The organism is Sinomonas cellulolyticus (assembly GCF_014656475.1).
GTDB classification, from domain to species: Bacteria; Actinomycetota; Actinomycetes; order Actinomycetales; family Micrococcaceae; genus Sinomonas; species Sinomonas cellulolyticus.
Map to the genome: position 1 here is coordinate 1 of NZ_BNCM01000020.1, position 24,511 is coordinate 24,511.

General features: G+C 69.9%; 22 protein-coding genes and 1 tRNA gene. 7 read left to right on the forward strand and 16 right to left on the reverse strand.

Annotation, left to right across the window (positions count from 1 at the left end; genetic code table 11):
* Positions 1–754: 754 nt before the first annotated feature.
* The 13 genes from IE231_RS17145 to IE231_RS17205 form a co-directional block, all read right to left on the reverse strand.
* A complete protein-coding gene (locus tag IE231_RS17145; RefSeq protein WP_189695217.1) occupies positions 755–1,936 on the reverse strand; it encodes a tyrosine-type recombinase/integrase in 1,182 nt (393 codons plus the stop codon).
* 4 nt (positions 1,937–1,940) lie between these two features.
* Positions 1,941–2,180: a helix-turn-helix domain-containing protein gene (locus tag IE231_RS17150; RefSeq protein ID WP_189695218.1), complete on the reverse strand. Its 240-nt coding sequence runs from the start codon at positions 2,178–2,180 to the stop codon at positions 1,941–1,943.
* A gap of 179 nt (positions 2,181–2,359) precedes the next feature.
* Positions 2,360–2,436 (reverse strand) — tRNA-Pro (locus IE231_RS17155).
* A gap of 193 nt (positions 2,437–2,629) precedes the next feature.
* Positions 2,630–4,879, reverse strand: a complete 2,250-nt coding sequence (gene betT / locus IE231_RS17160; RefSeq protein WP_189695219.1) for a choline BCCT transporter BetT — start codon at positions 4,877–4,879, stop codon at positions 2,630–2,632.
* A 228-nt stretch (positions 4,880–5,107) separates the two neighbouring features.
* Entirely contained in the window at positions 5,108–6,667 is a 1,560-nt protein-coding gene (gene der / locus IE231_RS17165) for a ribosome biogenesis GTPase Der (protein WP_189695220.1), read from the reverse strand.
* 31 nt (positions 6,668–6,698) lie between these two features.
* Entirely contained in the window at positions 6,699–7,490 is a 792-nt protein-coding gene (gene cmk, locus IE231_RS17170) for a (d)CMP kinase (RefSeq protein WP_229867352.1), read from the reverse strand.
* Positions 7,472–8,572 (reverse strand): prephenate dehydrogenase, encoded by a 1,101-nt coding sequence (locus IE231_RS17175; protein ID WP_189695221.1) that lies wholly within the window; start codon positions 8,570–8,572, stop codon positions 7,472–7,474. The genes cmk and IE231_RS17175 overlap by 19 nt, the downstream gene beginning before the upstream one ends.
* Positions 8,573–8,585: 13 nt before the next feature.
* On the reverse strand, positions 8,586–9,620 hold the full coding sequence (locus tag IE231_RS17180) for a pseudouridine synthase (RefSeq protein ID WP_189695222.1): 1,035 nt from the start codon (positions 9,618–9,620) through the stop codon (positions 8,586–8,588).
* Between the two features lie 168 nt (positions 9,621–9,788).
* Positions 9,789–10,283, reverse strand: a complete 495-nt coding sequence (locus tag IE231_RS17185) for a VanZ family protein (protein ID WP_189695223.1) — start codon at positions 10,281–10,283, stop codon at positions 9,789–9,791.
* A gap of 198 nt (positions 10,284–10,481) precedes the next feature.
* Complete coding sequence (gene scpB, locus IE231_RS17190; protein WP_189695224.1) at positions 10,482–11,123, reverse strand: SMC-Scp complex subunit ScpB; 642 nt, start codon at positions 11,121–11,123, stop codon at positions 10,482–10,484.
* On the reverse strand, positions 11,113–12,099 hold the full coding sequence (locus tag IE231_RS17195) for a segregation and condensation protein A (RefSeq protein ID WP_189695225.1): 987 nt from the start codon (positions 12,097–12,099) through the stop codon (positions 11,113–11,115). The genes scpB and IE231_RS17195 overlap by 11 nt, the downstream gene beginning before the upstream one ends.
* Complete coding sequence (locus IE231_RS17200) at positions 12,086–12,982, reverse strand: ParA family protein (protein ID WP_189695226.1); 897 nt, start codon at positions 12,980–12,982, stop codon at positions 12,086–12,088. The genes IE231_RS17195 and IE231_RS17200 overlap by 14 nt, the downstream gene beginning before the upstream one ends.
* A 343-nt stretch (positions 12,983–13,325) precedes the next feature.
* The gene (locus IE231_RS17205; RefSeq protein ID WP_189695247.1) at positions 13,326–14,723 is read right to left on the reverse strand and encodes a cation:dicarboxylate symporter family transporter; all 1,398 of its coding nucleotides are present in this window, start codon (positions 14,721–14,723) and stop codon (positions 13,326–13,328) included.
* Between the two features lie 161 nt (positions 14,724–14,884).
* On the opposite strand from IE231_RS17205, the gene IE231_RS17210 reads away from it, so the two are divergent.
* The 5 genes from IE231_RS17210 to IE231_RS17230 all read left to right on the forward strand — a co-directional run bounded on the left by IE231_RS17210 (position 14,885) and on the right by IE231_RS17230 (position 18,813).
* A complete protein-coding gene (locus tag IE231_RS17210; RefSeq protein WP_189695227.1) occupies positions 14,885–16,531 on the forward strand; it encodes a sensor histidine kinase in 1,647 nt (548 codons plus the stop codon).
* Positions 16,528–17,244 (forward strand): response regulator, encoded by a 717-nt coding sequence (locus tag IE231_RS17215; RefSeq protein WP_189695228.1) that lies wholly within the window; start codon positions 16,528–16,530, stop codon positions 17,242–17,244. Before IE231_RS17210 ends, IE231_RS17215 begins: the two co-directional genes overlap by 4 nt.
* Positions 17,245–17,323: 79 nt before the next feature.
* On the forward strand, positions 17,324–17,524 hold the full coding sequence (locus IE231_RS17220; protein ID WP_189695229.1) for a hypothetical protein: 201 nt from the start codon (positions 17,324–17,326) through the stop codon (positions 17,522–17,524).
* Positions 17,525–17,752: 228 nt separating this feature from the next.
* Positions 17,753–17,956 carry a cold-shock protein gene (locus tag IE231_RS17225; RefSeq protein WP_189695230.1) on the forward strand — a complete coding sequence of 68 codons (204 nt, stop codon included), beginning with the start codon at positions 17,753–17,755 and terminating at the stop codon, positions 17,954–17,956.
* 200 nt (positions 17,957–18,156) lie between these two features.
* On the forward strand, positions 18,157–18,813 hold the full coding sequence (locus IE231_RS17230; protein ID WP_189695231.1) for an SGNH/GDSL hydrolase family protein: 657 nt from the start codon (positions 18,157–18,159) through the stop codon (positions 18,811–18,813).
* Between the two features lie 61 nt (positions 18,814–18,874).
* Here the strand turns inward: IE231_RS17230 and IE231_RS17235 are convergent, their stop codons facing one another.
* Complete coding sequence (locus IE231_RS17235) at positions 18,875–19,720, reverse strand: NAD-dependent epimerase/dehydratase family protein (protein ID WP_189695232.1); 846 nt, start codon at positions 19,718–19,720, stop codon at positions 18,875–18,877.
* Positions 19,721–19,852: 132 nt separating this feature from the next.
* On the reverse strand, positions 19,853–20,428 hold the full coding sequence (locus tag IE231_RS17240) for an NADPH-dependent FMN reductase (RefSeq protein ID WP_189695233.1): 576 nt from the start codon (positions 20,426–20,428) through the stop codon (positions 19,853–19,855).
* A 103-nt stretch (positions 20,429–20,531) separates the two neighbouring features.
* Between IE231_RS17240 and IE231_RS17245 the strand changes: the two genes are divergently transcribed.
* Positions 20,532–21,074, forward strand: coding sequence for a MarR family winged helix-turn-helix transcriptional regulator (locus IE231_RS17245; protein ID WP_229867355.1), 543 nt, complete (start codon positions 20,532–20,534; stop codon positions 21,072–21,074).
* Positions 21,075–21,125: 51 nt separating this feature from the next.
* Positions 21,126–22,541, forward strand: a complete 1,416-nt coding sequence (locus IE231_RS17250) for a DUF1731 domain-containing protein (RefSeq protein WP_189695234.1) — start codon at positions 21,126–21,128, stop codon at positions 22,539–22,541.
* A gap of 39 nt (positions 22,542–22,580) precedes the next feature.
* Here the strand turns inward: IE231_RS17250 and IE231_RS17255 are convergent, their stop codons facing one another.
* The gene (locus IE231_RS17255) at positions 22,581–24,410 is read right to left on the reverse strand and encodes a gamma-glutamyltransferase family protein (protein ID WP_189695235.1); all 1,830 of its coding nucleotides are present in this window, start codon (positions 24,408–24,410) and stop codon (positions 22,581–22,583) included.
* Positions 24,411–24,511: the final 101 nt, after the last annotated feature.

The following is a 24,511-nucleotide window of genomic DNA, read 5'->3' on the forward strand; positions in this document are numbered from 1 at the left end:
CTACTCTTGTACACGGCAGCCCAGACAGCATGCTGAACACCGCCACCACGCCCAAAGTGGAAGACCCGGCATCGGAGATTACCCCCAGCCCCCGGTCAGTCAGACGGTGGGGCCACCGTGGCCCACCGTCAAGGGCGAACTGGAAGGCACGAGAACCTGCCGCCCAGCTCCGCCCGAACTCGTGCACATGCCTGGAACGCATCAGGGAACTGCGGTGCCTCGCGGAGGATCCCGGCCAACCCACTGTGCTGTGCTCCACGACCGCGCGACGGCGGAACTGGTGGGGGATCGATGGGGGTGCCGGAGCGTACTGGGCAGGACGCCGCCCGGCTGGTGGCATCCGAGACGCAGACCCCACCGGTTTGGAACATCTCGCCGCCAAGGCGCTCGCACGCGTCCGCATCGGACAAAACGTCTCGGGCACCTCCACAATGCACGGACCCGCAGGGGTCGCGATGACTGTCCAGGCACCTGTGCTGACCTGGGACGAGTTTGCCGGCACCGCCATGGCGGGCGTCCTGGATGGCCGTCGGCGAGCATAAGCCCGGGTCGCGCGGTGCCGCCACCGTGGCGGCACCGTCGGCCGCCATCACGAGGGAGACCGTGGCGCTCCTGTACACAGCGTCTTCAGTCCCCACGAGTCCCCCTCATGCCGCTGATACGATCCGAACGCTCCCGTTCGGCACCGCTCTTGTCCCGTTGCGTTCCGCCCAGCTGAGCCCAGTGTCGCGCATAGACACGCTGCGAGGGAAGATCAGGCGTCCTTGGCGAAGGCGCGCTCGAGCATCTGGGCGGTGGCGGGGTTCACCATCTCGTTGCGGCGGATGTAGTGCTGGATCGTGATCTTCGGATCGGTGTGGCCGAGCAGCTCGGCGGCGAGGTCGACGCCGGCCTGGGCGCTGATCGCGGTCGCGACGGTCCGGCGGAACATGTGCGGGGTAACGCCGGTGATCCCGGCCAGGTCCATCACGTGGCGCAGCTGGCGGCGGACGTTGTTCGTCGTCAGCGGCGTCCCCTCCCTGCTGCAGAACAGCAGCGCGTCGACCGACGGGTCCTCCAGCTTCGCCAGCCGGCGCCGCACGGCCTCGGCGGTGAACGACGGGATCGCCACAGCCCGGCGGGACTTCGCCGTCTTCGGATGGTCCTGCCGCACGGTCGGCTCGCCCCGGTGGCTGACGATGGTGCCGGCGATCCGGATCGAGGGCGGTGCCCCGGTGATGTCGACGTCGCGGCGGCGGATGGCCAGGACCTCCCCGATCCGGGCCGAGGTGCCCAGCATGACCTCCACAATCGCTCCCAGCTGGCCGTCCGGCCTCGGCCCGGAGGCCGATCGGCCGGCCTCCCAGTAGGCGATCGCAGCGCGGATCGCGTTGACCTCCGCTGGGGTGAGCGCGTCCGGGGTCCTGGCGGGGCGGTGGAGGCGGGCGACATGGTCGACCGGGTTGCGCGGCAGCACCTCGTGGCGGACGGCCAGGGCGAGGGCGAGCCGGAGGACGACGCGGGCGTGCTTGGCCTTTGCGTAGGACTGCTTCGCGAGCTGCTTGAAGAACTGGTCGCAGCGGGCGACGCCGATCTCCCGGAGCGTGAGCCCGGCGAAGGCGGGGAGCACGAGGGTGCGCATGTCGCGCTCGTAGAGCTGCCTGGTCGCGGTCGCGAGCCGGCCCTCGAGGTCGATGTCCTCGAGCCAGTACTCGACCAGGTCGGGGAAGGGGCTGTCGGGCGCGAGTATTCCCGTGGTCGGGGCGAGCAGGTTGCGGTCGGCGCATTTCGCCTTCAGCGCCCGTGTCGCGGCCGCCGCGCTTTCGGCGCTGGCCTGCACGAGCCGCGCGACGCCGTCCCAGTCCCGGTAGCGGGTGCGGGCCTCGACCCGTCCGCTCGGAAGGCGCCGGGTGGTGATCTCGCCGTAGGTGCCGATCGTCAGGCGCGGGCGGCTCATCCCGTCACCGCCGATCCGGCGACGACGACGGCGCGGGATCGCGCTGCGCCTCGATCCAGACGGTCACGTCGGCCACTGCGAACTTGAGGTGTTTGCCGAACCGGTATGCGCGGGGCCCGAGGCCGCGGGCGCGCCAGTCGTAGATCGTCGAGACCGGGACGCCGAGATAGGCCGAGAGCTCGCGGATGTCGAGCAGCGGCGGCAGGCCGGTCAGGGGGTGCGGGAGGGGTGCTGGAGTGGTCATGCCCGGCAGGTGCGCCGGACGTCCCGGCCCGACCGTGGGTGTCCGGGAGGAACGCCGCCGGGCCGGACGAGGGGGCCGCGAGAGCCCCTTCTGGGAGGGGTTTTAGATGGGTATTAGATGGCCGGTTCAAATCTCACCAACTGAAAGGCCGCGGGAACCCTTGGGTTTCCGCGGCCTCGTGGTCGGGCTGACAGGATTTGAACCTGCGACCCCTTGACCCCCAGTCAAGTGCGCTACCAAGCTGCGCTACAGCCCGAACATCACCCGGCGTTCCCGCTCTCGCGGCCGGCCAAGCAACCGCTTCAGCATATCGGAACAGGGACGATCGCGCGAATCGAGCACGTCCTGGCGAGCCCGTCTGGCATGCCCCCGATGAGGAGTTTCTGAGGCTCGAGCAGTGCCCGCGACAGCAGCGATCTCATGGAGGCCTCAATGCCATCACCGGCAGGTCAGGCCTTGGCCTCCTCCAGATCAGGAGCCCGCTCGGTCACGCTCGGCACTTGCCCGGTGGTCACGTCCACAGGCGGGGTGAGCATCGACGATGCGGAGTGCTCGGTCGAGTAGGCGAGGAAGCCCAGATGCGCCTCGTAGCGGTCGATCACGTCGTCGATGATCTGCTGCCTCGTCACGCCCATGAGGTCGTAGCCCTCTGAACCGGTCTGCGTGAACACCTCGAGCCGATAGTAGACGTCCTCCTCTGGATTCACGCGGCCGCCGAACATCGGCACGGCCGCAGCCACGGCCGCCACCTCGTAGTGGAAACTGCGGTACTCGTCCATGCTCACCACGAGCGAATGCTTTGGTATGCCCGTGTCCTCGTCCGGTGTGGTGACGAGCCTGGCCTCGTAGCCCTGCTTGGTGAACTCGGTCGCCACGTCCTCCAGAGCGGGCTGGACCGTGCGCTGCATGAACAGTGCCACGGCCTTCTTCGATGGGTAGGCGCGGAGGCCAGCGAGGCGCTGGCGCCAGCTGCGCTCCGGCACGGCACCGCCATGGGCCGCGGTGCTCTTCCGCCTCAGCACGTGGCCCTCGCGCTCGGCGCGTTCCATCCGGAGCGCCTTCGAGAACGAGGCCATCACGAGGTAGGCGATGACCGTGACCGGCAGGGCGAAGATCAGCGTGGCGTATTCCATGGTTGTCACGCCGCCGGCTACGAGCATGGCCACCGTGAGGACGGCGGTGAGCACAGCCCAGAAGATCCGCAGCCACTTCGCCCCGTCCTGGCCGGGATTCGGGATGGACGAGGAGAAGTTGGACATCACCATGGCGCCCGAGTTGGCGCTCGTGAGGTAGAACAGGAGCCCGGACAGCGTCGCGAGGCCGATCAGGAACGGCGCCCCAGGGAACATCTGAAGCAGGGCGTACCAGCCCTGTTCGGGGCTCTCCATCGCGAGGTTCGCGAAGTCCACGTTGCCGTGGATCACCTCGTACAGGGCGCTGTTGCCGAAGATCGCCACAATGAGCAGATCGCACAGCACGGGCGCGGTGATCGCCGCGATGACGAACTCGCGCAGCGTGCGGCCGCGGGAGATCCGTGCCAGGAACAGGCCGACGAACGGGCCCCACGCAAGCCAGAACGCCCAGAAGAACAGGGTCCACACCGCCATCCAGGAGGAGCCGCCGTCCTGGTACGCGAACGTCTGCAGGGTGCGCTCGGGAAGTGTGGCCATGAAGCGGCCGATGTTCTCCACGGTCGCGTTGAGCACGAACGAGGTCTGCCCGGTCACGAGGATGTAGAGCAGGAGCGCTCCGGCGCTCCACAGGTTCAGCTCGGAGATCAGCCGGATGCCCTTGTCCACGCCGGATGTGCAGGCGGCGATGGTCATGGCCACCGCCACAACCACGAGGGCGATCTGCAGCCCCAGCCCCTGCTCGAGGCCGAACAGGAGCGAGAAGCCCACGTTCAGGAGCACCACGCCGATGCCCATCGACGTCGCCACACCGAAGACGGTCCCGACCAGCGCGAACACGTCGATCGTGTCCCCGATCGCTCCGCGCACGCGCTTGCCCAGCAGCGGGTACAGCGCAGCACGGATCGACAGCGGCATGCCCCAGCGGTACGCGAAGTACCCCATCGCCATGCCGAGCAGCGCGTACATGGCCCACCCGGCGATCCCGTAGTGGAACATCGTCCAGACCACCGCGTCCTGCGCGGCCTCGGGCGTCTGCCCTGCCCCCGACGGCGGGGCCATGTACTGGGTGATGGGCCCGGTCACGGAGTAGAAGAGCATGTCGATGCCCACTCCGGCGGCGAACAGCATCGACACCCACGTGAAGAGGCCGTACTGCGGCCGCGAGTGATCGGGACCCAGCCGGACGCCGCCCTCCTTGGACAGGGCAACCCAGAGCACGAACACGATCACGAGGGCCACGGTGAGCACGTAGAACCAGCCGAGGTTTGTCGCGATCCACTCCACGACGGCATGCATGGTGCCGGCTGCGTTCGCCGGCGTGGCCATGGCCCAGACAGAGAAGGCGACGATGATGGCGGAGGCGATGATGAACACCCGCCAGCGGACTCTGGGTCCTCGACTCTCCGCGAACTCCTGCGGTCCCCGGCTCAGCTCACTGCTGGAGACAGGAGGTCTGCCCTCGTCACCGCCGCCGCGGCGACGTTCGGTGCCCCCGAGTCGGCTGCGCTCGATCGCCTTCTGGGGCGAGCCGTTGTCGATGCCCTGAATGTCCGCTGTTCCTGCCACTCATCCTCCTGATCTGTGGCAGGACGCCAGACCGGAAACCAGCGCGCGGAAGCAGCCTCGCTTGTCGAGAAGGGACACTCGGACCGTCCGCCATAAGAAAGGGGACGTCCTACCAACCTATCCATTGTAGACCGGTCCTGCGCACGACGGCTGTGACGCAGCCCGCGAGGGGCACGTCACCGCCGTCGTGCGCGCGTCCGCAAGGACTGCGCAGCTCCTACTCGGGCCCTACTTCTTCTTCGCGCGGCGCTCCCTCACGCGCATGCTGATCTCGATCGGCGTGCCCTCGAAGCCGAACGTCTCGCGCAGCCGGCGGGTGATGAAGCGGCGGTAGCCCGGATCGAGGAAGCCGGTGGTGAACAGCACGAACTTCGGCGGCCGGCTCTGCGCCTGGGTGCCGAAGAGGATGCGGGGCTGCTTGCCGCCGCGGACGGGGTGCGGGTGCGCGGCTACGAGCACGCCGAGGAAGGCATTGAGCCGGCCGGTGGGAATGCGGGTGTCCCAGCCGGCGAGCGCCTTCTCGAGGGCTGGCACGAGGCGGTCCTTGTGCCAGCCGGTCTTGGCGGAGATGTTCACGCGCGGTGCCCACTCGACGTGCGCGAGGTCCTTCTCGATCTCGCGCTCGAGCCAGCGGCGCCGCTCGTCGTCCATGAGGTCCCACTTGTTGAACGCGATGACGAGGGCGCGGCCCGACTCGATCGCGAGGGCGAGGATGCGCACGTCCTGCTCGGAGAGCACCTCGTCCGCCCCGAGGAGCACGACGGCGACCTCCGCCTTCTCGAGGGCGGCCTGCGTCCGAAGTGACGCGTAGTACTCGGCGCCCTGCGCCATGTGCTGACGGCGACGGATGCCCGCCGTGTCCACGAAGCGCCAGGTCTTCCCGCCCAGCTCGATGTACTCGTCGACCGGGTCCCGCGTGGTTCCTGCGATCTCGTTCACGACGGCGCGCTCGGAGCCGGCGAGCTTGTTCAGCAGCGAGGACTTTCCCACATTGGGGCGCCCGATCAGAGCCACGCGCCGGGGACCGCCGGTGCGCTCGACGCCGGCGATCGCCGAGAACTCGGGCAGCACCTCGAGCGCGGCGTCGAGGAGGTCCGCCACACCGCGGCCGTGCAGGGCCGAGACGGGATACGGCTGCCCGAACCCGAGTCCCCACAGCGCTGCGGCGTCAGCCTCCTGGGCGAAGTCGTCGACCTTGTTGGCCACGAGCAGCACAGGCTTCTTGGACTTGCGCAGCATGCGCATCACGAGCTCGTCGGTCGCGGTGGCACCCACGGTCGCGTCGACCACGAAGAGCACGGCATCCGCCATGCTCACGGCGATCTCCGCCTGCTCGGCGACCATCGCGTGAATGCCCTTGGCGTCGTGCTCCCACCCGCCGGTATCCACGAGGGTGAACTTCCGGCCGGTCCACTCCCCCGGATACGAGACCCGGTCACGCGTGACGCCGGGGACGTCCTCGACGACGGCCTCGCGCCGCCCGAGAATGCGATTCACGAGCGTGGACTTGCCCACGTTCGGGCGGCCGATGATCGCCAGGACGGGGTCCATGCGGGTAGGCGTGTCAGCGTCCCACTCGTCGGAGCCGCCCTCGAGGAGGCGGGTGTCCTCCTCATCGAGGTCGTAGTCCGCGAGGCCCGCCCGCAGGGTCGCGGCGCGCTGTTCGGCCTCGGCCTCGTCCATCGCCGCGAGATGCTCGGCGACCTCGTCGGAGCCCTCGGGGACGTACTCGTCGTTCCCGTTCTCCTCGGCGGCCCCCGAGGACGCTGTGTCCAGGGATTCGGTCATTGCTGTCTCCTTGAAAGTCTTTCGGCCGGGCTCAGGCGCCGGCCGGGCGGCTCACGGCCGCGTGCACGACGCCGAGCACGGCGTCGATCGTCTGGTCGAAGTCGAGGTCGGACGAGTCCACGGTGAACACGCCGTCCGCGGCCTGGGTGAAGCTCGCGACGGTCGAGTCCTTGGCGTCGCGCGCCACGACCTGCTCGTGCAGCTGCTCGGCGCTCTGGGTGCCACCCAGCTGTGCGCCCCTCCGGCGCAGACGCGCCTCCTCGGACGCCGTGAGCAGGATCCGCACCTCGGCGTCGCGTGCCACGACCGTGGTGATGTCCCGGCCCTCGACAACCATGCGCCGGCCGTGGGCGGCGACGATCGCACGCTGGCGGCGGATCAGTTCGTCCCGGACGCCGAGGTTGGTGGCCACGGCGCTGACGGCCGCGGAGATCCGGGGTTCGCGGATGGCGGCGGTGACATCGGTCATGCCGTGGGGGCCGCGCACGAGGACGCGCTCGACGTCGGGGCTCGTGCTCAGCTCGAGGTCGAGCCCTCGCGCTGCGGCTTCCACCGCAGCTCCGTCAGCAAGGTCGAGGCCCTGCTCGAGGCAGTCCCACGCGACCGCGCGGTACATCGCACCCGTGTCGAGGTACGCGAGGCGAAGGCGCCTCGCAACCTCCTTCGACACGCTCGACTTCCCCGAGCCCGAGGGCCCATCGATCGCGACGACGAGCGGCCGCCCCAGCCGGAGAGGTTCGGTGCCGGGCACCGGTGTGTACCGGACGGACGTCCCCTGAGCCGTGCTCTGAGAATTCAGTTCCGTCATTGCAGTACCCGCCATCCGCGCTCCTCCAGTTCTGCCACCAGTGCATCATGCTTGCTCGGGAGCACGGAGATCTCCACCATGCCCACGTTCCGACCCGACGAGTGGTCGAGGCGGAGGTCCTCGAGGTTGACCCCGATCTCGCCGATCTCGGTGAGGAGCTTGGCGATCTGGCCCGGCCTGTCGTCCACGAGGACGGTGAGCCACGCGAAGGCCTGCGGGGGCCCGCCATGCTTGCCGGGGATCCGCGCCACTCCGGCGTTGCCCTCGCTCATGAGCTGTGCCATGTCCAGCCGCGCGCCCGGTGCCCGGGGGGCCTCGAGCGTGCGGATGAGCCTTGCCACGTCCTCCCGGACACCGTACAGGTGCTCGACGATCTTGTCCGCGTTCGCGCCGAGGATCTGGACCCACAGGCCCGGATCGCTCGCCGCGATGCGGGTCGTGTCCCGCAGCCCGTTGCCCGCGAGCGCGAGGAGCCTCAGGTCGGTCCCCTGCAGGCGGGAGGCCAGCAGCGAGGACATGACCTGCGGGAGGTGGCTCACGAGGGCCACCGCCTCGTCGTGCTCGTCGGCGTCGAACTCGACGACGTTTCCGCCGAGGTCCGCGCCGAGTGCTTTGGCGAGGCGAACGGCGTCGGGCGCCGATTCCGGTGCCGCGCACACGACCCACGGCATCGACGTGAACAGCTCGCCGCGGGCCGCGACCGGCCCGGACTTCTCCCGGCCGGCCATGGGGTGCGTGCCCACGTATCTGCTCAGATCGGCACCCCGCTCGCGCAGCTCGGCGGCGATCTGGCCCTTCACGCTCGCGATGTCGACGACGACGGCGCGGGGCCACCGCTCGAGCGACCGCGCCACGACGTCCGCCGTGACATCCGGCGGCGCGGCCACGACGACGAGTTCCGGCTGCGCGCCGGGATCCGCGTCCAGTTCAGCCACGGGCCGACCGGCGCCGATGTCCACCGCCACCGCCTGATTGGTCGGCGAGGTGTCCTCGAGGTAGACGGGCACACCCCGGTGCTCGAGTCCGAGGCCGATGCTCGTTCCGAGGAGTCCCGTGCCGATCACGACCACGGGCCCGTGCAGATGCGTTGCAGCCATGCGTGTCCCCGGCCTACAGGCCGACCGCGGCCATGAGGTGGCCGATCTCCTGCTTGCCGAGCCGGCGGACCGTTCCCTGCTTCTGGTCGCCGAGGCCGATCGGGCCGATCTTGGCCCGCACAAGACGCTGGACGGGGAACCCCACCGCGTCGAACATGCGGCGCACAATGCGGTTCTTGCCGGAGTGCAGCACGACCTCCACCAGGACGAATCCCGGGGTCGAATCCACGAGGCGGAACGAGTCGACCTTCGCGAGGCCGTCCTCGAGCTCGACGCCGCGGCGGAGCTCGGCACCGACACCCTGCGGCATCGGGCCCCGGACCTGGACCACGTACGTCTTGGGCACCTCGTAGGAGGGGTGCGTGAGGCGGTTGGCCAGCTCGCCGTCATTCGTCAGGAGCAGGAGGCCTTCGGTGTTCGTATCGAGCCGCCCCACGTGGAAGAGCCGCTCCGGCGTTCCGGGGCGCAGGTAGTCGGAGATGCAGGGGCGGCCCTCGGGGTCGTCCATGGTGGAGACGACGCCGCGCGGCTTGTTGAAGGCCATGTAGACGAGGTGCTCATTGGTCTGGACCCGGACGCCGTCAACGTGGATCACGTCGGCCTCGGGGTTCACGCGTGTGCCGAGCTCCGTGACGACCTGGCCGTTTACCTCCACCCGGCCCTCGGCGATGAGTTCCTCGCACACGCGCCGCGAGGCGACACCGGCGTTGGCCATGACCTTCTGGAGGCGGACGCCGTCCTCTGACATCTCGGCCCGGGTGCGCGGCTTGTGCTGCGGCAGGGGCGCGGGAGCCTTGCGCTCACCGGCAGGCCGATCCGGGCGCACTGGGCCGAGGTTCTTGCCGAAGCGTTCGTTCGCGAAGGGCGCCGCTCCAGTGCCCTTGGGCTGGGGGCGCTCGCCGCGCTTGCGCTGGGGCGACTTCGGAGCCCCCTTCGCTCCCCCGCGTGCGCCGCCGCCGCGCGAGCCGCTCGTGCTGCTCCTGCCGTTGCTGTCCCTGCGAGGGTTGCCCCCATTGCGTGGTGAACCCTGGCGTCCCGCCTGTGCCATTACCAATGCCTCTGCAGTATGAAGCAGCCCCATGAGGGCTGCGGTTTAAAGGTGAAAAGGGCGAATGCCCCTGTCAAGGATACCGGACCGCCCGCTCGCACGGGTTTGGGGGGACCCGCCGTTGCCCGCTGAGGGCCAGCTGCGGACGTGGCGGGCGGCAGGTAGAGCTCACAGGTGGAGTCGGACGACGAAGAGGAAGTAGCACCAGACGGGCAGCGAAAGCAGCGACAGCACGGCCATCACGGTCCGCACGACGGATCGCTCGCGAAGGATCGCGGAAAGCAGCCTGAAGGCGAGGATTCCTACAGCGCCCCCGACGCAGTTCAGGATCACGTCGTCGACGTCCGAGGCTCCGACCCCAAACACGTTCTGGACGATCTCGACGGCGACGCTGACCGCGGCGACCGCGAGCAGGGTCAGCCATGCGGCCGCCCGAGGTCGGAGCCACGATGCGTAGACTCCGAGCGGGACGAAGATCAGGATGTTCCCGACGATGTTGCCGAACGCCACTTTCCCCTCCCCGGGAGAGTGGGCGGCCAGATACCCTGCGATAGTCGCGAACGGTACGAGGTTGATCGATCTCTCCGTACCAGGTGCGCGGGAGAAGAGAAGCAGCCTGAGGAGGAACGCCGCGTAGAGGGCGAAGACGGCGACGATGGCCACGATCTCCGCCTTGGCGCGTTTCGTGGGGGATCGCCGGTTCGGCACGTCATCGGGGGATGCCGTGCGGTGCGGTTGCAGGTCCATCCAGAGGGACGTTACAGAGGGAACCTGTCGTGCTCCTGTGAGCCCTCACCGCCCCCCGCGTCGAAGCTCCCCCGCCCCTCTGAGACTGGTCGGGCCTTGCCGCCATCGCGTCGGTCAGTACAAGCCGTCCATCGCGCTGAGCTCGTCCAGGCCCGGCAGGTGCGGGGAGAGCTTCGGGAGCTCGGCGACGGAACCGATGCCGAGACGCTCGAGGAAGTACGAGGTGGTCTGGTACAGAATGGCCCCGGACTCGGGGTCGGTGCCTGCCTCCTCGATGAGCCCTCGGGTCACGAGCGTCTTGACGACAGAGTCCACATTGACGCCCCGGATCGCGGCGACGCGCGAGCGGCCCACCGGCTGGCGGTACGCGATGACCGCGAGGGTCTCGAGCGCGGCCTGGGTCAACCGGGCAGTCTGTCCCTCGAGAACGTAGCGGGAGACAATCTCGGCGAACTCCGCGCGGGAGTAGAACCGCCAGCCGCCGGCGACGGCCCGCAGCTCGAAGCCCCTCCCCTGCGCCGTGTACTCCGCGGAGAGCCCCGCAAGCGCGTCCTCGACCTCGGCCTGCGGGACCTCGAGCGTTGCTGCAAGCTCGGCCGAGGACACCGGCTCGTCCACCACCATGAGCACAGCCTCGAGCGCACCCGCGATCCCGCTTCCCCAAGGACTTGCGCTCCCCTCGGAGCTTCCGGCCGCCTCCGCGTCCGCCGTTGCCTCCGCGTTCCTGTCCGCCTCAGTCCGGCTCTCACCCTGCATGCTGATCCTCCGTGTCCAGTCCACCGTCCACCAGCGGTCCACCCTCAGTCGGCCCGGCCTCCGCGGCGACCCCCACAGCCCCGGCCTCGCCCGCCTGCGGCGCCCCCACGTCGTCGTACTCCTCGCTCACCCGCTCGGCAGTCCAGTCCTCCCCCGCCATCCAGCGGACACTCAGCTCGGCGAGCGGAGCCGCCTGCTCGAACGCGACGGCGCGATCGCGGAACAGCTCGAGCAGCGCGAGGAATCGCACCACGATGACGAGCCGCGACTCGGCGTCTGCCGTCAGGGCCCGGAATGTCAGGGGCCCCGAGCCCTGGAGCCGGAGGCCGAGGAGGCCGGCCTGCTCGCGGACGCTCACCGGCGGCGCATGGAGGTGATCGAGGCCGACTTCGCTGGAGGGCGCTTCCTTCGGAGCGAACGCCTTCGCAGCCAGCTGCGCGAAGTCGGCGGGAGTGTGGCGCCAGACCAGCTCGGGCAGGAGCGCCGCGAACGCCGGCTCGAGTGTGACGGATCGCGGGAAGCGCCGCCCCTCGGCATCCAGGGTCTCAGCAAAGATCCCGGCAATCTCCTTGAAGGCCTTGTACTGCAGGAGGCGGGCGAACAGGAGATCCCGGGCCTCGAGCCGGGCCACATCCTCCTCGTCCTCAACCTCACCGGCGGGCAGGAGGCGGGCGGCCTTGAGGTCCAGGAGCGTCGCGGCGATGACGAGGAACTCGCTCGCCTCGTCGAGGGCCCAGTCCTCCCCCTTCGCTTGAAGGGCACGGGTGTACGCGAGGAAGTCGTCAGTGACAGTGGCGAGCGCTACCTCGGTGATGTCGAGGCGGTGCTTCGCAATGAGGCCGAGAAGCAGGTCAAAGGGGCCGGTGAAGTTCTCGAGGCGCACTTCGAAGCCGCCGGGATCTGCCGTCGCCGGCGTATCCGGCGTTCCGGAACCCTCGTCGGTGGCCGGTGCCGTCTGCGCGTCAGGGAGCCCCACCGCGGGCCACGAGCTCTCGGGCCAGGCTGCGGTAGGCCTCGGCACCCGGGTGGTTCGATGCGTAGCGCGTGATGGGCTCGGCGGCCACAGTAGCGTCGGCGAACTTGATCGTGCGCTTGATGACTGTCTCGAACACCTTGTCGCCGAACGCCTCCACAAGGCGGGCAAGCACCTCGCGGCTGTGAAGCGTCCGGGCGTCGTACATGGTGGCGAGCACACCGTCGACGACGAGCCGCGGGTTGAGCCTGTCCTGGACCTTCTCGATCGTCTCGACGAGCAGGGCCACGGCGCGCAGCGCGAAGAATTCGCAGATGAGCGGGATGATGACGCCGTGCGCCGCGGTGAGCGCATTCACTGTCAGCAGGCCAAGCGAAGGCTGGCAGTCGATGAGGATGACGTCGTAGTCGTCCTCGACCTTCCGCAGGGCGCTCGCGAGGACCTGCTCGCGGGCCACCTCCGTCACGAGCTGGACCTCGGCCGCGGAGAGGTCGATATTCGCCGGCAGCAGGTCCACGTTGGGCTCGTCAGTGTGGCGGATGGCCTGGCGAACGTCCACGTGGCGGTCCATCATCACGTTGTACACGGTCGTGTCCAGCTCGTGGGGGTTGATGCCGAGTCCTGCCGAGAGCGCGCCCTGCGGGTCGAAGTCCACAAGCAGGACCTTGCGGCCGTACTCGGCCAGGGCTGCGGCGAGGTTGATCGTGGAGGTGGTCTTGCCGACGCCGCCCTTCTGGTTGACCATCGCGACGATGCGGGCCGGCCCGTGCGAGCTCAGGGGTGCGGGCACGGGGAACTCGCGGAGCGGCCGGCCGGTGGGGCCGAGCGCGCCGGTCTCCTCGAGGGAGACGCCGTCCAGAGTCGCTGCGCTGTGCTCAGTGCTCACGTATCCATCCACACTTTCGATTCGTTAGCGGTTTTCGCATGCCTGCGGCCTCCTTGACACCCCAGCCTACACACGGCAAACACGCATTCGACGAACCTTGACAACAGCCCCGCGGCGCGCCTCACCCTCAACCTGAACTTCAAGGTTCGGGGGTCGCCGCACGCGCCCGATGCCCGTTCCCGCCGCTGGCCGCCGGTCCTCCTGGCGGGCCTGGCTGCCGTCCTCCGGAGGGGTGCTGGCACGGGTGGGCACGGGCGCGGCGGCATCCGCAGTGAAGCGGACGACGGCGGGTGGGGCGCCTTGCCGAGGCGCCCCACCCGCCGTCGTGGGCGGGACCAGACCGTCAGGCGCGCGCGAGTTCCTCGTCGGCGCCGGCGCCCGTCGCACCGACCTCGGGCGCGCTGCCGTGGCCGTGCTCGGCGATCATCGTGGTCTCGTCGAACGGGAGGCGTCCGGAGAGCACCTCGGTGACCTGCGTGGCGTCGATCTCCTTGGTCCACGTTCCCATGAGGACCGTGGCCACCGCATTGCCGGTGAAGTTCGTCAGGGCTCGGGCCTCGGACATGAACCGGTCGATGCCCACGATGAAGGACACTCCGCCCACGAGCTGCGGGGCGTGGGCCTGGAGGCCGCCGGCGAGGGTGGCAAGACCGGCACCCGAGACGCCCGCCGCGCCCTTGGACGCGATGATCATGAACACCAGGAGCGCGATCTGCTCCCCGAGGGCAAGCGGCTGGCCCATCGCGGTCGCGATGAAGATGGAGGCCATCGTCAGGTAGATCGCGGTGCCGTCGAGGTTGAACGAGTAGCCGGTCGGGACGGTCACGCCGACCACCGGCTTGGAGACGCCGAGGTGCTCCATCTTGGCGATGAGGCGCGGGAGCGCTGCCTCGGAGGAGGAGGTGGAGACGATGATGAGGTACTCGCGGCCCAGGTACTTCATGAGCTTGAAGATGTTCACGCCGGAGACGACCTTCAGGATCGTCCCGAGGACGAACACGATGAACAGGATGCACGTGATGTAGAAGGCGACCATCAGGGTGAGCAGGCTCAGGACGGCCTTCCAGCCGGTCGCGCCGACCACCGCGGCGATGGCGCCGAACGCGCCGATCGGGGCGAGCCACATGACCATGATGAGGATCCGGAACACGAGGGCCTGCGCCTGTGCGATGAAGTCGAGCAGGAGCCTGCCGGTCTTGCCCATCCGCTGCAGCGCGAAGCCCACCAGGAGAGCCACGAACAGGGTCTGGAGGATCTCGCCGGAGGTCAGCGAGGACATGAGGGTCTTGGGGATGATGCCGAGGAGGAAGTCCGTGGTGTCAGCGGAGGTGCTCGCCTTGTACGTGGCGTCCTTGAGATTGAGGCCCTCGCCGGGGTGCACGAGGTTGCCGACCACGAGGCCGATCGCGAGCGCGAACGTGCTCATGACCATGAAGTAGACGAGCGCCAGGCCGCCCACCTTGCCGACCGTGGCGGCCTTGGCGATCGAGCCGATGCCGAGGACGATCGTGCAGAAGATCACCGGCGCGATCATCATCTTGATCAGCGCGACGAATCCGTCGCCGAGCGGCTTGAGGCTCGCGGCGAATCCGTCCTTGCCGGGGAAGAGGAGGCCGACGACGACGCCGAGGACCACGGCGACAATGACGGCGATGTAGAGCCAGTGGGTTCGGTCTGCCGGCTTCTTCTTGGCCGGCACCGCCTGATGGGCCGTGGGCGGCTCGGGTGCCGTTGGCGACATTGCCACGGAGTACTCCTTCGATGGGGATCGGATGGCTTGATACCTTGACGAGTGGCCCCTGTGGGCCACACCACGCTCCACTCTGGCCGATGGTGTGACAGCGCTCACCGTTGCGGTCATATTGGTCACGGCGACGTGGAGGAAACGAGGAGGGACTCGGAATGCGGCCGCTCAGCCTCGCCACGCGAATGCTGTGGATCCTCGTCCTCGCCGTCGTGATGCTCACGGCGTTCATCGGCACGGCGATGTACGTCGACGCCCGCGACCAGTCGCACCAGCAGGCCGCCAGGCGGACACTGGCCGCCGCCACCGCGATTGCGGACAGCCCGTTCGTCGTGGATGCGGCACGGCAGGCGGCCACGGTCGATCCGACCGCCTCCCTCCAGCCCTACGCCCTTCAGGTGACCAGGGACGCGAGCCTCGACTTCATCACGATCATGGCGCCCGACCGCACACGCTGGACCCACGTCAACCCGGGCCAGATCGGCGGGAAGTACATCGGCAGCGTGGACCAGGCGCTCGCGGGGCACCCGTACACCGAGGAGACCTCAGGGACCCTCGGTCCCTCGGTGCGCACGATCGTGCCCATCATGGACGGCGGGAAGGTCATCGGGATGGTCTCGGCCGGCGTCACGGTGAGCGCCATCGAGGTGGCCATCGCCGGGCGGCTGCCGGCGCTCGTGGCGATCGCCGCCGTCGTGCTCGCGCTCGGCTCCCTGGGCGCGCTCGCCGTGGGGCGGTACCTGTCCAGGGTGACACGGGGCTACGGGCCGGAGCAGCTCGGGCAGCTGTTCGCCTACTACGAGTCGGTGCTCCACTCCGTGCGCGAAGGAGTGATCCTGGTGGACGCGAAGGGACAGGTGGTGATCCGCAACGACCAGGCCTCCCGGCTCCTGGGCCTGCCGGAGGACGACCTTGAGGAAGCGCGCGGCTACGTGCTCCGCCCGGCACCCCTCGCGCGGAACCCGCTTCCGACCCTGCGCGAGCTCGGCATCCCGGGCAGCCTGCGGGAGCTGCTCACGAGCGGGCGCACGGCCCACGACGAGATCCACCTCACCGGCGACCGGGTGCTCGTGGTCAACCAGGAGCCCGCCGTCTCCCACGAGGGCCGGCGGGAGAGGGTCCTCGGGGCCGTCGCCACGCTGCGCGACCGGACCGAGATCGAAGCGCTCGGCACGGAGCTCGAGACGATGCGGACCCTTTCCGACGCACTTCGGAGCCAGACCCACGAGCACGCGAACCGCCTCCACACGATCGTCTCCCTCCTCGAGCTCGGCCAGACGGACCGGGCACTCGCCTTCGCCACGGAAGACCTGCAGCTGAGCCAGTCCCTCGCGGACGAGCTGGTCGTCTCTGTGGATGAGCCCGTCCTCGCCGCCCTCATCATGGGCAAGGCCGCCCAGGCCAACGAGCGCGGGGTGAGGCTCGACGCCGAGGCAACCGCATCGATTGCGGGGTCCGGGCTCGCCCCGGCGGACCTCGTCACGATCGTGGGGAACCTCATCGACAATGCGATCGACGCGGCCGCCTCGGCAGACTCTCCACGGTGGGTGTCGCTCGAGATCGTCGAGCACGGGGCCGATGTGGTGATCGAGGTCGCCGACTCCGGGCCCGGGGTGTCCGCCGGAGACGCCGAGCTGGTCCTGAGGTACGGCTACTCCACCAAACCGCAGACCGGGCACGGGCGCGGGGTCGGGCTCGCGCTCGTGAAACGCTCGGTGGAGCGGCTCGGCGGCACCCTCACGGTGTCCCGGCGGGAGGGTGCCGTGTTCACCGTCGTCGTGCCCAGGAAGGAGCAGCCAGCGTGAGCAGGCAGGATCACCGTGCCACGCCCTTCCGCGTCCTCGTGGTCGAGGACGAGCCGATCGCGGCGCAGGCGCACGCCGCCTATGTGGGGCGCGTGCCGGGCTTCCTCCACGTGGGCACGGCGCACGACGGCGCGTCCGCCCTGCGTCTGGCAGCTCACCTCGCCGCCGCAGGGACACCCGTGGACCTCGTCCTCCTCGACATGAACCTGCCCGACCTTCACGGCCTGGACGTGGGCCGCCGGATGCGCGCCGCAGGCCACCCCGTGGACATCATCGCCATCACCGCGGTGCGCGAGCTGCCTGTCGTGCGCCGTGCGATCTCGGTGGGCGTGGTCCAGTACCTCATCAAGCCGTTCACGTTCGCCGCCTTCGCCGAGCGCCTCGAGCACTACCGCGAGTACCGGGAGGCCCTCGGTGACGAGGGCGGCCCAGCGTCCCAGAGCGCCGTGGACGAGGCGCTGGCGGCCCTGCGTGCCCCCGTGGCGAAGCCGCTTCCGAAGGGCCTCTCGCCCGGGACACTCGAGTCAGTGCGGGACTTCCTGCGGGCCCAGACCACCGCCGTCTCGGCGTCTGAGGTGACCTCGGCCCTCGGCGTCTCGCGGGTCACCGCGCGCCGCTACCTCGAACACCTCGCCGACGCCGGCGAGGTCGCCCGCTCCGCCAGATACGGCACGCCGGGACGGCCCGAGAACGAGTACCGCTGGAGGCCTTGAGGGCTAGATTGGATGCAGAGCAGCGCACCCGTCGAAACCGCCGGCGGCTGGAGACCGCAGGCCCCATGAGAGGACAGCCATGACCCATAGCCTGGACTTCGGCGACACCGAGGACGACGACCTCACCGAGCCGCTCGACGGCCGCGACAGCCAGGCGCCGGAGGGCTCGAGCGACAACCCAGAGACCATGGACGAGCAGGATCCGCTCCACGATCCACGGCGCCTGATCGAGCTGGACGTCGAAGAGGACAACCCTGACGTGGAGCTCGGTGCGGACTGAGCCCCTCGTCCAGCCCAGAGCGGGCGTGACCCACCCCAGGGACATGCGGCGCGGCACTCGCTCCTGCATGCCTTCTCATGTACCGTTGAGCCTGTAGTCGTTGTGTTTCACGTTGTGCCTGTACGGCGCCAACCTCCGCCGGAGGTCCGGTGCGTGCCTGGCGGTCTGAAGAACACCGCTGCACGTGGCCTCCGAAAGTCGGGGACCGCACCGTCCAAGGAGGACATTTTGGCAACTGGCACCGTCAAGTGGTTCAACAGCGAAAAGGGCTTCGGCTTCATTGCACCCGACGACAACTCTGCGGACGTCTTCGTCCACTTCTCCGCGATCGAGTCCAAGGGCTACCGCGAGCTCCTCGAGGGCCAGAAGGTGGAGTTCGAGACGCAGCAGGGTCCGAAGGGCCTTCAGGCCGCGAACGTCCGTCCGCTCTGATCTGACCCTGGTCTGATCGTCAGGGTGGCCTCCGTCGCCGGAGGCACTCAACGGATCGTCCGGAGGGCCGGCAGCTCCATGCTGCCGGCCCTCCGTCGCGTTCCGGCTCCGGGGCCGGCGCTCGGCGGCTCCGCTTCTCACAGCGGCTGCATAGCAAGCGCACGGCGAGCCCCTGAGTGGTCTCTGGGAAGATGGTGTGCATGCGAGGGCAGCGGAGGGCACTGGTGAGCGGCACGGCGCTTGCCCTGTCTGCCGCGCTCGCAGGCGCCGTCCTCGTCTCCGACCAGAGCGAGGCACATGCCTCTGGTGGCCTGCGGATGGTGGTCATCGGCGACTCGCTCAGCACCGGCTACGGCACCTCCTCCGCGTGGGCGTGGCCGCGCCTGCTCGACGAGCGTGAACAGGGCCGGCTCGACGTGGTCAATGCCTCGGAGAACGGCGACGGCTACCTCGCTGTGGGCGTCGACGACGGAACCTTCGGCTCCCATGCGGCGGCGGCCATCACCCCGGATACCTCGATGGTCGTGTTCTTCGGCTCGGAGAACGACATGGGAGAGGATCCCGGCGAACTGCAGGCCGCGGCGCTGAACGATCTCGAGTCGGCCCGCAGGGCGGCGCCGGACGCACGTATCGTCGTGGTGGGTCCTACGTCCTTCACCGACGAGCCGGAGCCCGAGCGGCTCACCGTGCGGGATAGCCTCCAGGCTGCCGCCGCACAGGCCGGTGCCGAGTTCGTCGACCCGCTGGCCGGAGAATGGCTCGCCGGCGGCCAATACGAGGGGCCGGACGGCGACCATCCGACCGTGGCAGGCCAGGAGCGGCTCCGCAACGAGATGACGCGCGCCCTCGGACTCTAGAGCGCCCGCGCACGGACGGCCCCGACGGCCCCCGGACGGGCCTTCCCCAGGCAGGCTCGTCTCAGGTGTGGTCCCGCCACGAATGCCGGGGCTCGTAGCCGAGGAGCCTGCGGGCCTTGTCGATCCCGAGAAGGGTCTCGTGCTCCCCGAGCGTCCTTCTGACCTCGACCCCGGGGAACACCTCGACTGCGAGCGAGGACGAGCTGCGGGACATGACAGTGTCCGCGGCCGCAATGATGTAGGCCTCGAAGCCGGGCCGGGCCGTCTCGAGCGCCTTCTCGACGGCCTGCGCGCCGTCGCGGGCGTCGACGTAGCCCCAGAGGTTCCACTTGCGCAGGCGGGCATCGGCGTCGAAGGAGGGGAACTCGGCATAGTCTTCCGGCACCATCACGTTCGAGAAGCGCAGTGCGCTGATGCTCAGCTCTGGGTCCCGCCGGCACAGCTGGATGGCCATCTGCTCCTCGAGGTGCTTCACGAGCGAGTATGTGCTCTCGGGGCGTGCGGGGTACTCCTCGTCCACCGGCATGTAGGGCGGGGGCGTATCGAACGGCAGGCCGAGCACCGTCTCACTCGAGGCGTAGACGATGCGCTTGATGCGGGCACGGCGGGCCCCTTGGAAGACGCTGTAGGTGGCGAGCATGTTGTTCCGGAACGTCTCGGAGTCCGGACGGAGCCCGGGCGCCGGGACCGCTCCGAGGTGCACCACGGCGTCGAGCCCCTCATACCTGTCGTCGACGCCGGCGAGGGCGTCGCCAATCTGTCCGTAGTCGGTGAGGTCCGTCCGGATGAATCCCTCGTCCCGCTCCCCCACGATGTCCAGATTCCACACGGTGTGGCCGGCCTCGCGCAGGTGCCCGAGCACCACGCGGCCGAGCTTTCCGCTTCCTCCTGTGAGCGCAATCTCCATGGGCACCATCCTTGCCGGACGGAGCGGCCGGCGTAAACAGGCGACGGCGGCACCCGGGGTGGGCTCGAAAGCCTTCCCTGGGTGCCGCCGTCGTGAGTACCGGTGCAGCAGTGCTGCCGGCGCGTGCGGTGGTCAGGCCACGGCAGCGGTCGCGCGGACGGACTCGAGCGCCTTGGTCCAGACCACGAGCTGGTCGATCATCGGATCCACCGAGGCGGCCTGCAGCTCGGTCGGGGCGAAGGTGGAGAAGTCCTTGAAGTCCGTGAAGAGCGAGAACATGCCGGTCTTCTGGACGTGCGCGATCTGGAGCTCGGAGAGGATGCCGCGCAGGTGCTCCACAGCGCGCACGCCGAACGCCGAGCCGTAGGAGACGATGCCGGCGGCCTTGTTGGCCCACTCGGCGTTGAGGTAGGAGAGCGCGTTGGCCAGGGCGGGGGCCACCGAGTGGTTGTACTCGGGGGTCACGAAGATGAAGCCGTCGAACTCGTCGATGCGGGCCGAGAACGCCTTCGTGTGCTCGTTGCTGTACTGCTGGTAGCCGGCGGGGACGGCCTCGTTCAGGAGCGGCAGGTTGAAGTCCGCGATGTCCACGAGCTCGAACTCGACCTCGGGCTGACGCTTCTGGGCGCGGGCCACGACCCACTCGGCGACCTGGGCGTTGTTGCGGCCGGGCCGGGTGCTGCCGGTGATGACGGCGATCTTGCTCATCTGGAATCTCCTCGTTGACGCATCAATCAAAACTTGATGAATCAACTGAACCACGTGCATAATTGATGTGTCAAATAGACCGTGGGGGACCCGAGGAGAAACCGTGAGCACGCCCGCTGAGAGCAAGGCCGGAGAGAGCGGCGCCCAGCCGCGTTGGCTCGACGAGGATGAGAAGCACATGTGGCTTGCGCTGCGCCGCCTCATGTGGGGCCTCACCCCGGCCATCGATCGGCAGCTCACGCGGGACTCGGGGCTGTCCGGCCCCGAATACTCGGTCCTCGCCACGCTCTCCGAATGCCCGGACGGCGTGCTCCGCTCCGGCACGGCGGCTCAGGAGCTGGGATGGGAACGCAGCCGCCTCTCCCACATCCTCCGGAGGATGGAGGCCAAGGGCCTCGTCTCGCGCTCGTGCTCGGCCGACGACGCACGAGGGCAGGACGTCCACCTCACCGAACGCGGCCGCGCCGCGATCGTCGAGGCCGCACCAGGCCACGTCGAGTTCGTGAGGCGCACCGTCTTCGACCCCCTGACTCCTGAGCAGCAGCGGCTCCTCGGCGAGGCCTGCGACTCCATTGTGGCCGCGATCTGCACGGCGGAGGCGGAGGCCGAGTCCGACTCCGAGCCGAAGTCGGCGCGCGCCCACTGACGGCGCGCGCGCTCCCGCCTCGCGGGCCTGCGCATCACTACACTGGCTGAGGTGAGCTGGCATCGCACCTCTTCGCAATGGTTCCGACTCCCAGCAGGCGCCCTCTGGGACGTCCTCGCCGACCTGAGCCGATGGCCCGAGTGGAATCCCGCCATCGCCACTGCATCGCTGGACGGCGAGCTCGCCGAGGGTGCCGCGGGCCGCTATGCGCCGTCGAACCGGATCGTCGGCGCCCTCCACCGGCGCACCGCACCGGATTTCACCGTGACGCGTGTGGAGCCAGGCCGGCGTCTCGCCCTGAGGCAGCCGCAGCCCGGCGGGGGCCAGGACGTCATGTGGACCCTCGACGAACGCGACGGCGGGACGCAGCTCACCCAGCACGTCGTCGTCGACGGCCCGCTCGGCCAGCAGTTCGGGCTCACCGCCGGTGAGCCGCTCGTGCGGGGCTTCGCGTCCCAATGCGCCCGGCTCTACCGGCTCGCCTCCCAGGACTCGGCGGCGGGTACGGAGGCCGCGCACGACGCCGCGTCGGACCGGCCCCTCACTGTCCTCGCGGGGGGCAGCGGCACCCTCGGCACGCTGCTCGCTGCGGACCTGCTCTGCTCGGGCTACGACGTGGCCGTCCTCACGCGCTCCTTCACCCCGTCCCCCTTCCGGCAGATCATCTGGGACGGCCGCAGCCACGGCGACTGGTCCGAAGAACTCGGCGCCCAGGAGCGGCTCAACGTCGTGAACCTCGCCGGGCTGAGCCTCGACAGGCCGGGCACCGAGGAGAATCTCGCACTGCTGCGCGAGACTCGGGTCGAGCCGACCCGGGCCCTCGTGACAGCGAGCCAGGGCTGGGCGAGGCCGGTCGAGCGGTGGGTCCAGCAGAGCGCCGTCGGCATCTACGGAGACTCTCCCGAACCCATGGACGAGTCCACTCCGCCCCCTGCCGACGCGCCCGGATTGGCGAGCGTGGTCCGGAGCTGGGAGGCGGCGTTCGACGGCGCCGCCGCCACCCGCTCCGTGGTGCTGCGTACCGGCGTCATCCTCAAGCGGGACGCCGCGATCCTCTCGCGCCTCACCACGCCGGCGCGCCTGGGCGCAGGCGGCCACCTCGGAACGGGAGCGCAGTGGTTCAGCTGGATCCACGCCGCTGACTGGGTCCGGATCGCCAGAGCCGCGCTCGGGCTCCCGCTCTCGGCGGGAGAGGGAACGCTCGAGCTGCCGGACGGCGTCGTGAACGCGACCTCCCCGCAGCCGGTCCAGAACCGGGAGCTCATGGCGCATATCAGGGAGTTCGTCGGGGTGCCGGTGGGCATCCCCGCGCCGGCTGGCCTGCTGCGCGCCGTCGCCGGCGCGCTCCGCACCAATCCGGATCTGGCCCTGGACAGCATCCGGGCCCTGCCCGGCGTCCTCAAGGCCGCTGGCTTCGAGTTCCTCTACCCGCAGCTCGCCGCGGCTTTCCGGGAGATGGCTGAGTAGCCCGCCTCGTCGGCTCGCACACCCACGGCGCTCATCGACTCATCGCCCCACCGCGTAGCCCGCCATCCCCCGCGGGTTGGCGCCGGCCCGCAGCACGCCGGTGGCCGGGTCCCGCGCCACGGCGCAGAGGCGGCCGATCTGCCAGTCGCCCGTGATGCCCACGATATGCCCGCGTCGTCGCAGTGCCTCGACCGTCTCGGGGGCGAAGCGTCCCTCGAGCAGCGCAACGCCGGGCTGGTGCTCGTGCGGGTAGAAGCTCGAGGGAGTGTGGACGGAGTGGAAGCCGGGCGCATCGATGGCCGACTGGAGGCTGGCCCCGCGGAGCGCGACGTCCAGGAAGAAGTGCGGCTGCCATTGGTCCTGCTGGTCGCCGCCGGGCGAGCCGAAGGCGAGCACCGCCTCTCCGCCACGGGTCGCGAGGGACGGTGAGAGGGTGGTCCGGGGGCGCCTGCCGGGGGCGAGGGAATTGGGGAGCCCCTCCTCGAGCCACGCCATCTGGAGCCGTGTCCCGAGCGGGAAGCCGAGCTCGGGGATCACCGGCGAGCTCGAGAGCCAGCCGCCGCTGGGGGTTGCCGAGACCATGGCGCCCCACCGGTCCACGACGTCGATGTGGACGGTGTCCGTCCGGGCCCTCCCGTCCCGCTCGGGCATGGTCCCGGCCTCCACGAGGGCGCGTACGGCATTCGGCTCTCCCAGTCCGTTGACGCCCGCCGCATCGAAGCTGCCCCGGACCACCAGGTCCGGCAGGCGCGGCGCCCTGCCGCCGGGCGATCCGGGACGCAGCTCGTGGGAGGCGGCGCCGCCGATGAGCGGGGCCCGCTGGGCGGCGTACTCGCGCGAGAGGAGCTCCTCTGCGGGCACATCAAGGCCGTCTCCGTACCATGCGTCCCGGTCCGCGAGCGCGAGCTTGGCCGCCTCGAGCACGGTGTGGAGGTAGCCCTCCGTGCCCGGCGCGAGCGCGCCCTCCCCGAACCCTGGCACGGCGTCCAGCAGTGCCAGCTGCTGCAGGAATACCGGGCCCTGGGACCAGAAGCCGCACTTGTGGACCGTCCAGCCGCGGAAGTCGAGGGAGACGGTCGGCTCGTAGTGCGGTCGCCACGACGCGAGGTCCCGGACTGTGAGGAGTCCCGCGTGGGCCGCACCGCTCGAGTCCCGGTGGGGACGGCGGCAGAAGGCCGCGATCGCCTCGGCCACAAAGCCCTCGGTCCACTCGCGCACGACGGCGGAGATCGCCTCCGCGCGTGCCGCACCTTCCTCCGCTGCCCGGCTCTCGGCGGCGAGCAGTCTGCGCCAGGTGCGCGCGAGCGCGGGGTTGCGCAGGAGCGCGCCTTCCCGAAGGGGCTCCCCATCCGGCGCGTACACAGCCGCTGAGGTGGGCCAGTGCTCGCGGAAGTGCCGTGCCATGCGGGCCAGTACCGCCGCCAATCCCGCCGTCACGGGAAGGCCGTCCTCGACGACCCGGAGCGCCGGGCCCATGACCTCGGCGAGGGGCAGGGTTCCGTGATCGGCAAGGAGGGTCAGCCAGCCCAGCGTCGAGCCGGGGATGGCGGCGGGAAGGAGGCCGGTGCCCGGCACATGGTCCAGGCCCAGAGCCCGGAAGGCCCCGATGGTCGCCCCGGCCGGAGCCGGCCCCTGGGCGCAGAGCACGCGCGGCTCGGATCCCGGGACCGCGAAGAGGAGGGTCATGTCGCCGCCCGGGCCGTTCTGCTGCGGCTCCGCAGCCTGGAGCGCGAAGCCGGCGGCAGCAGCGGCGTCGAACGCGTTGCCTCCCCGCTCGAGCATCGCCATGCCGGCCTGTGCACCGATCCAGTGGGTCGCCGAGACCATGCCGAAGGTGCCGGCGAGCTCGGGCCGCGTCGTGAACTCCATCACCCCACGCTAGTCCCCCCTCAGGCGCGGTGCGCCTGACCAGAGTCCAGTGTCCGAGGTGAGCGCTGAACGCCGCCAGAGGCGGGGGTGCCCAGTAATGA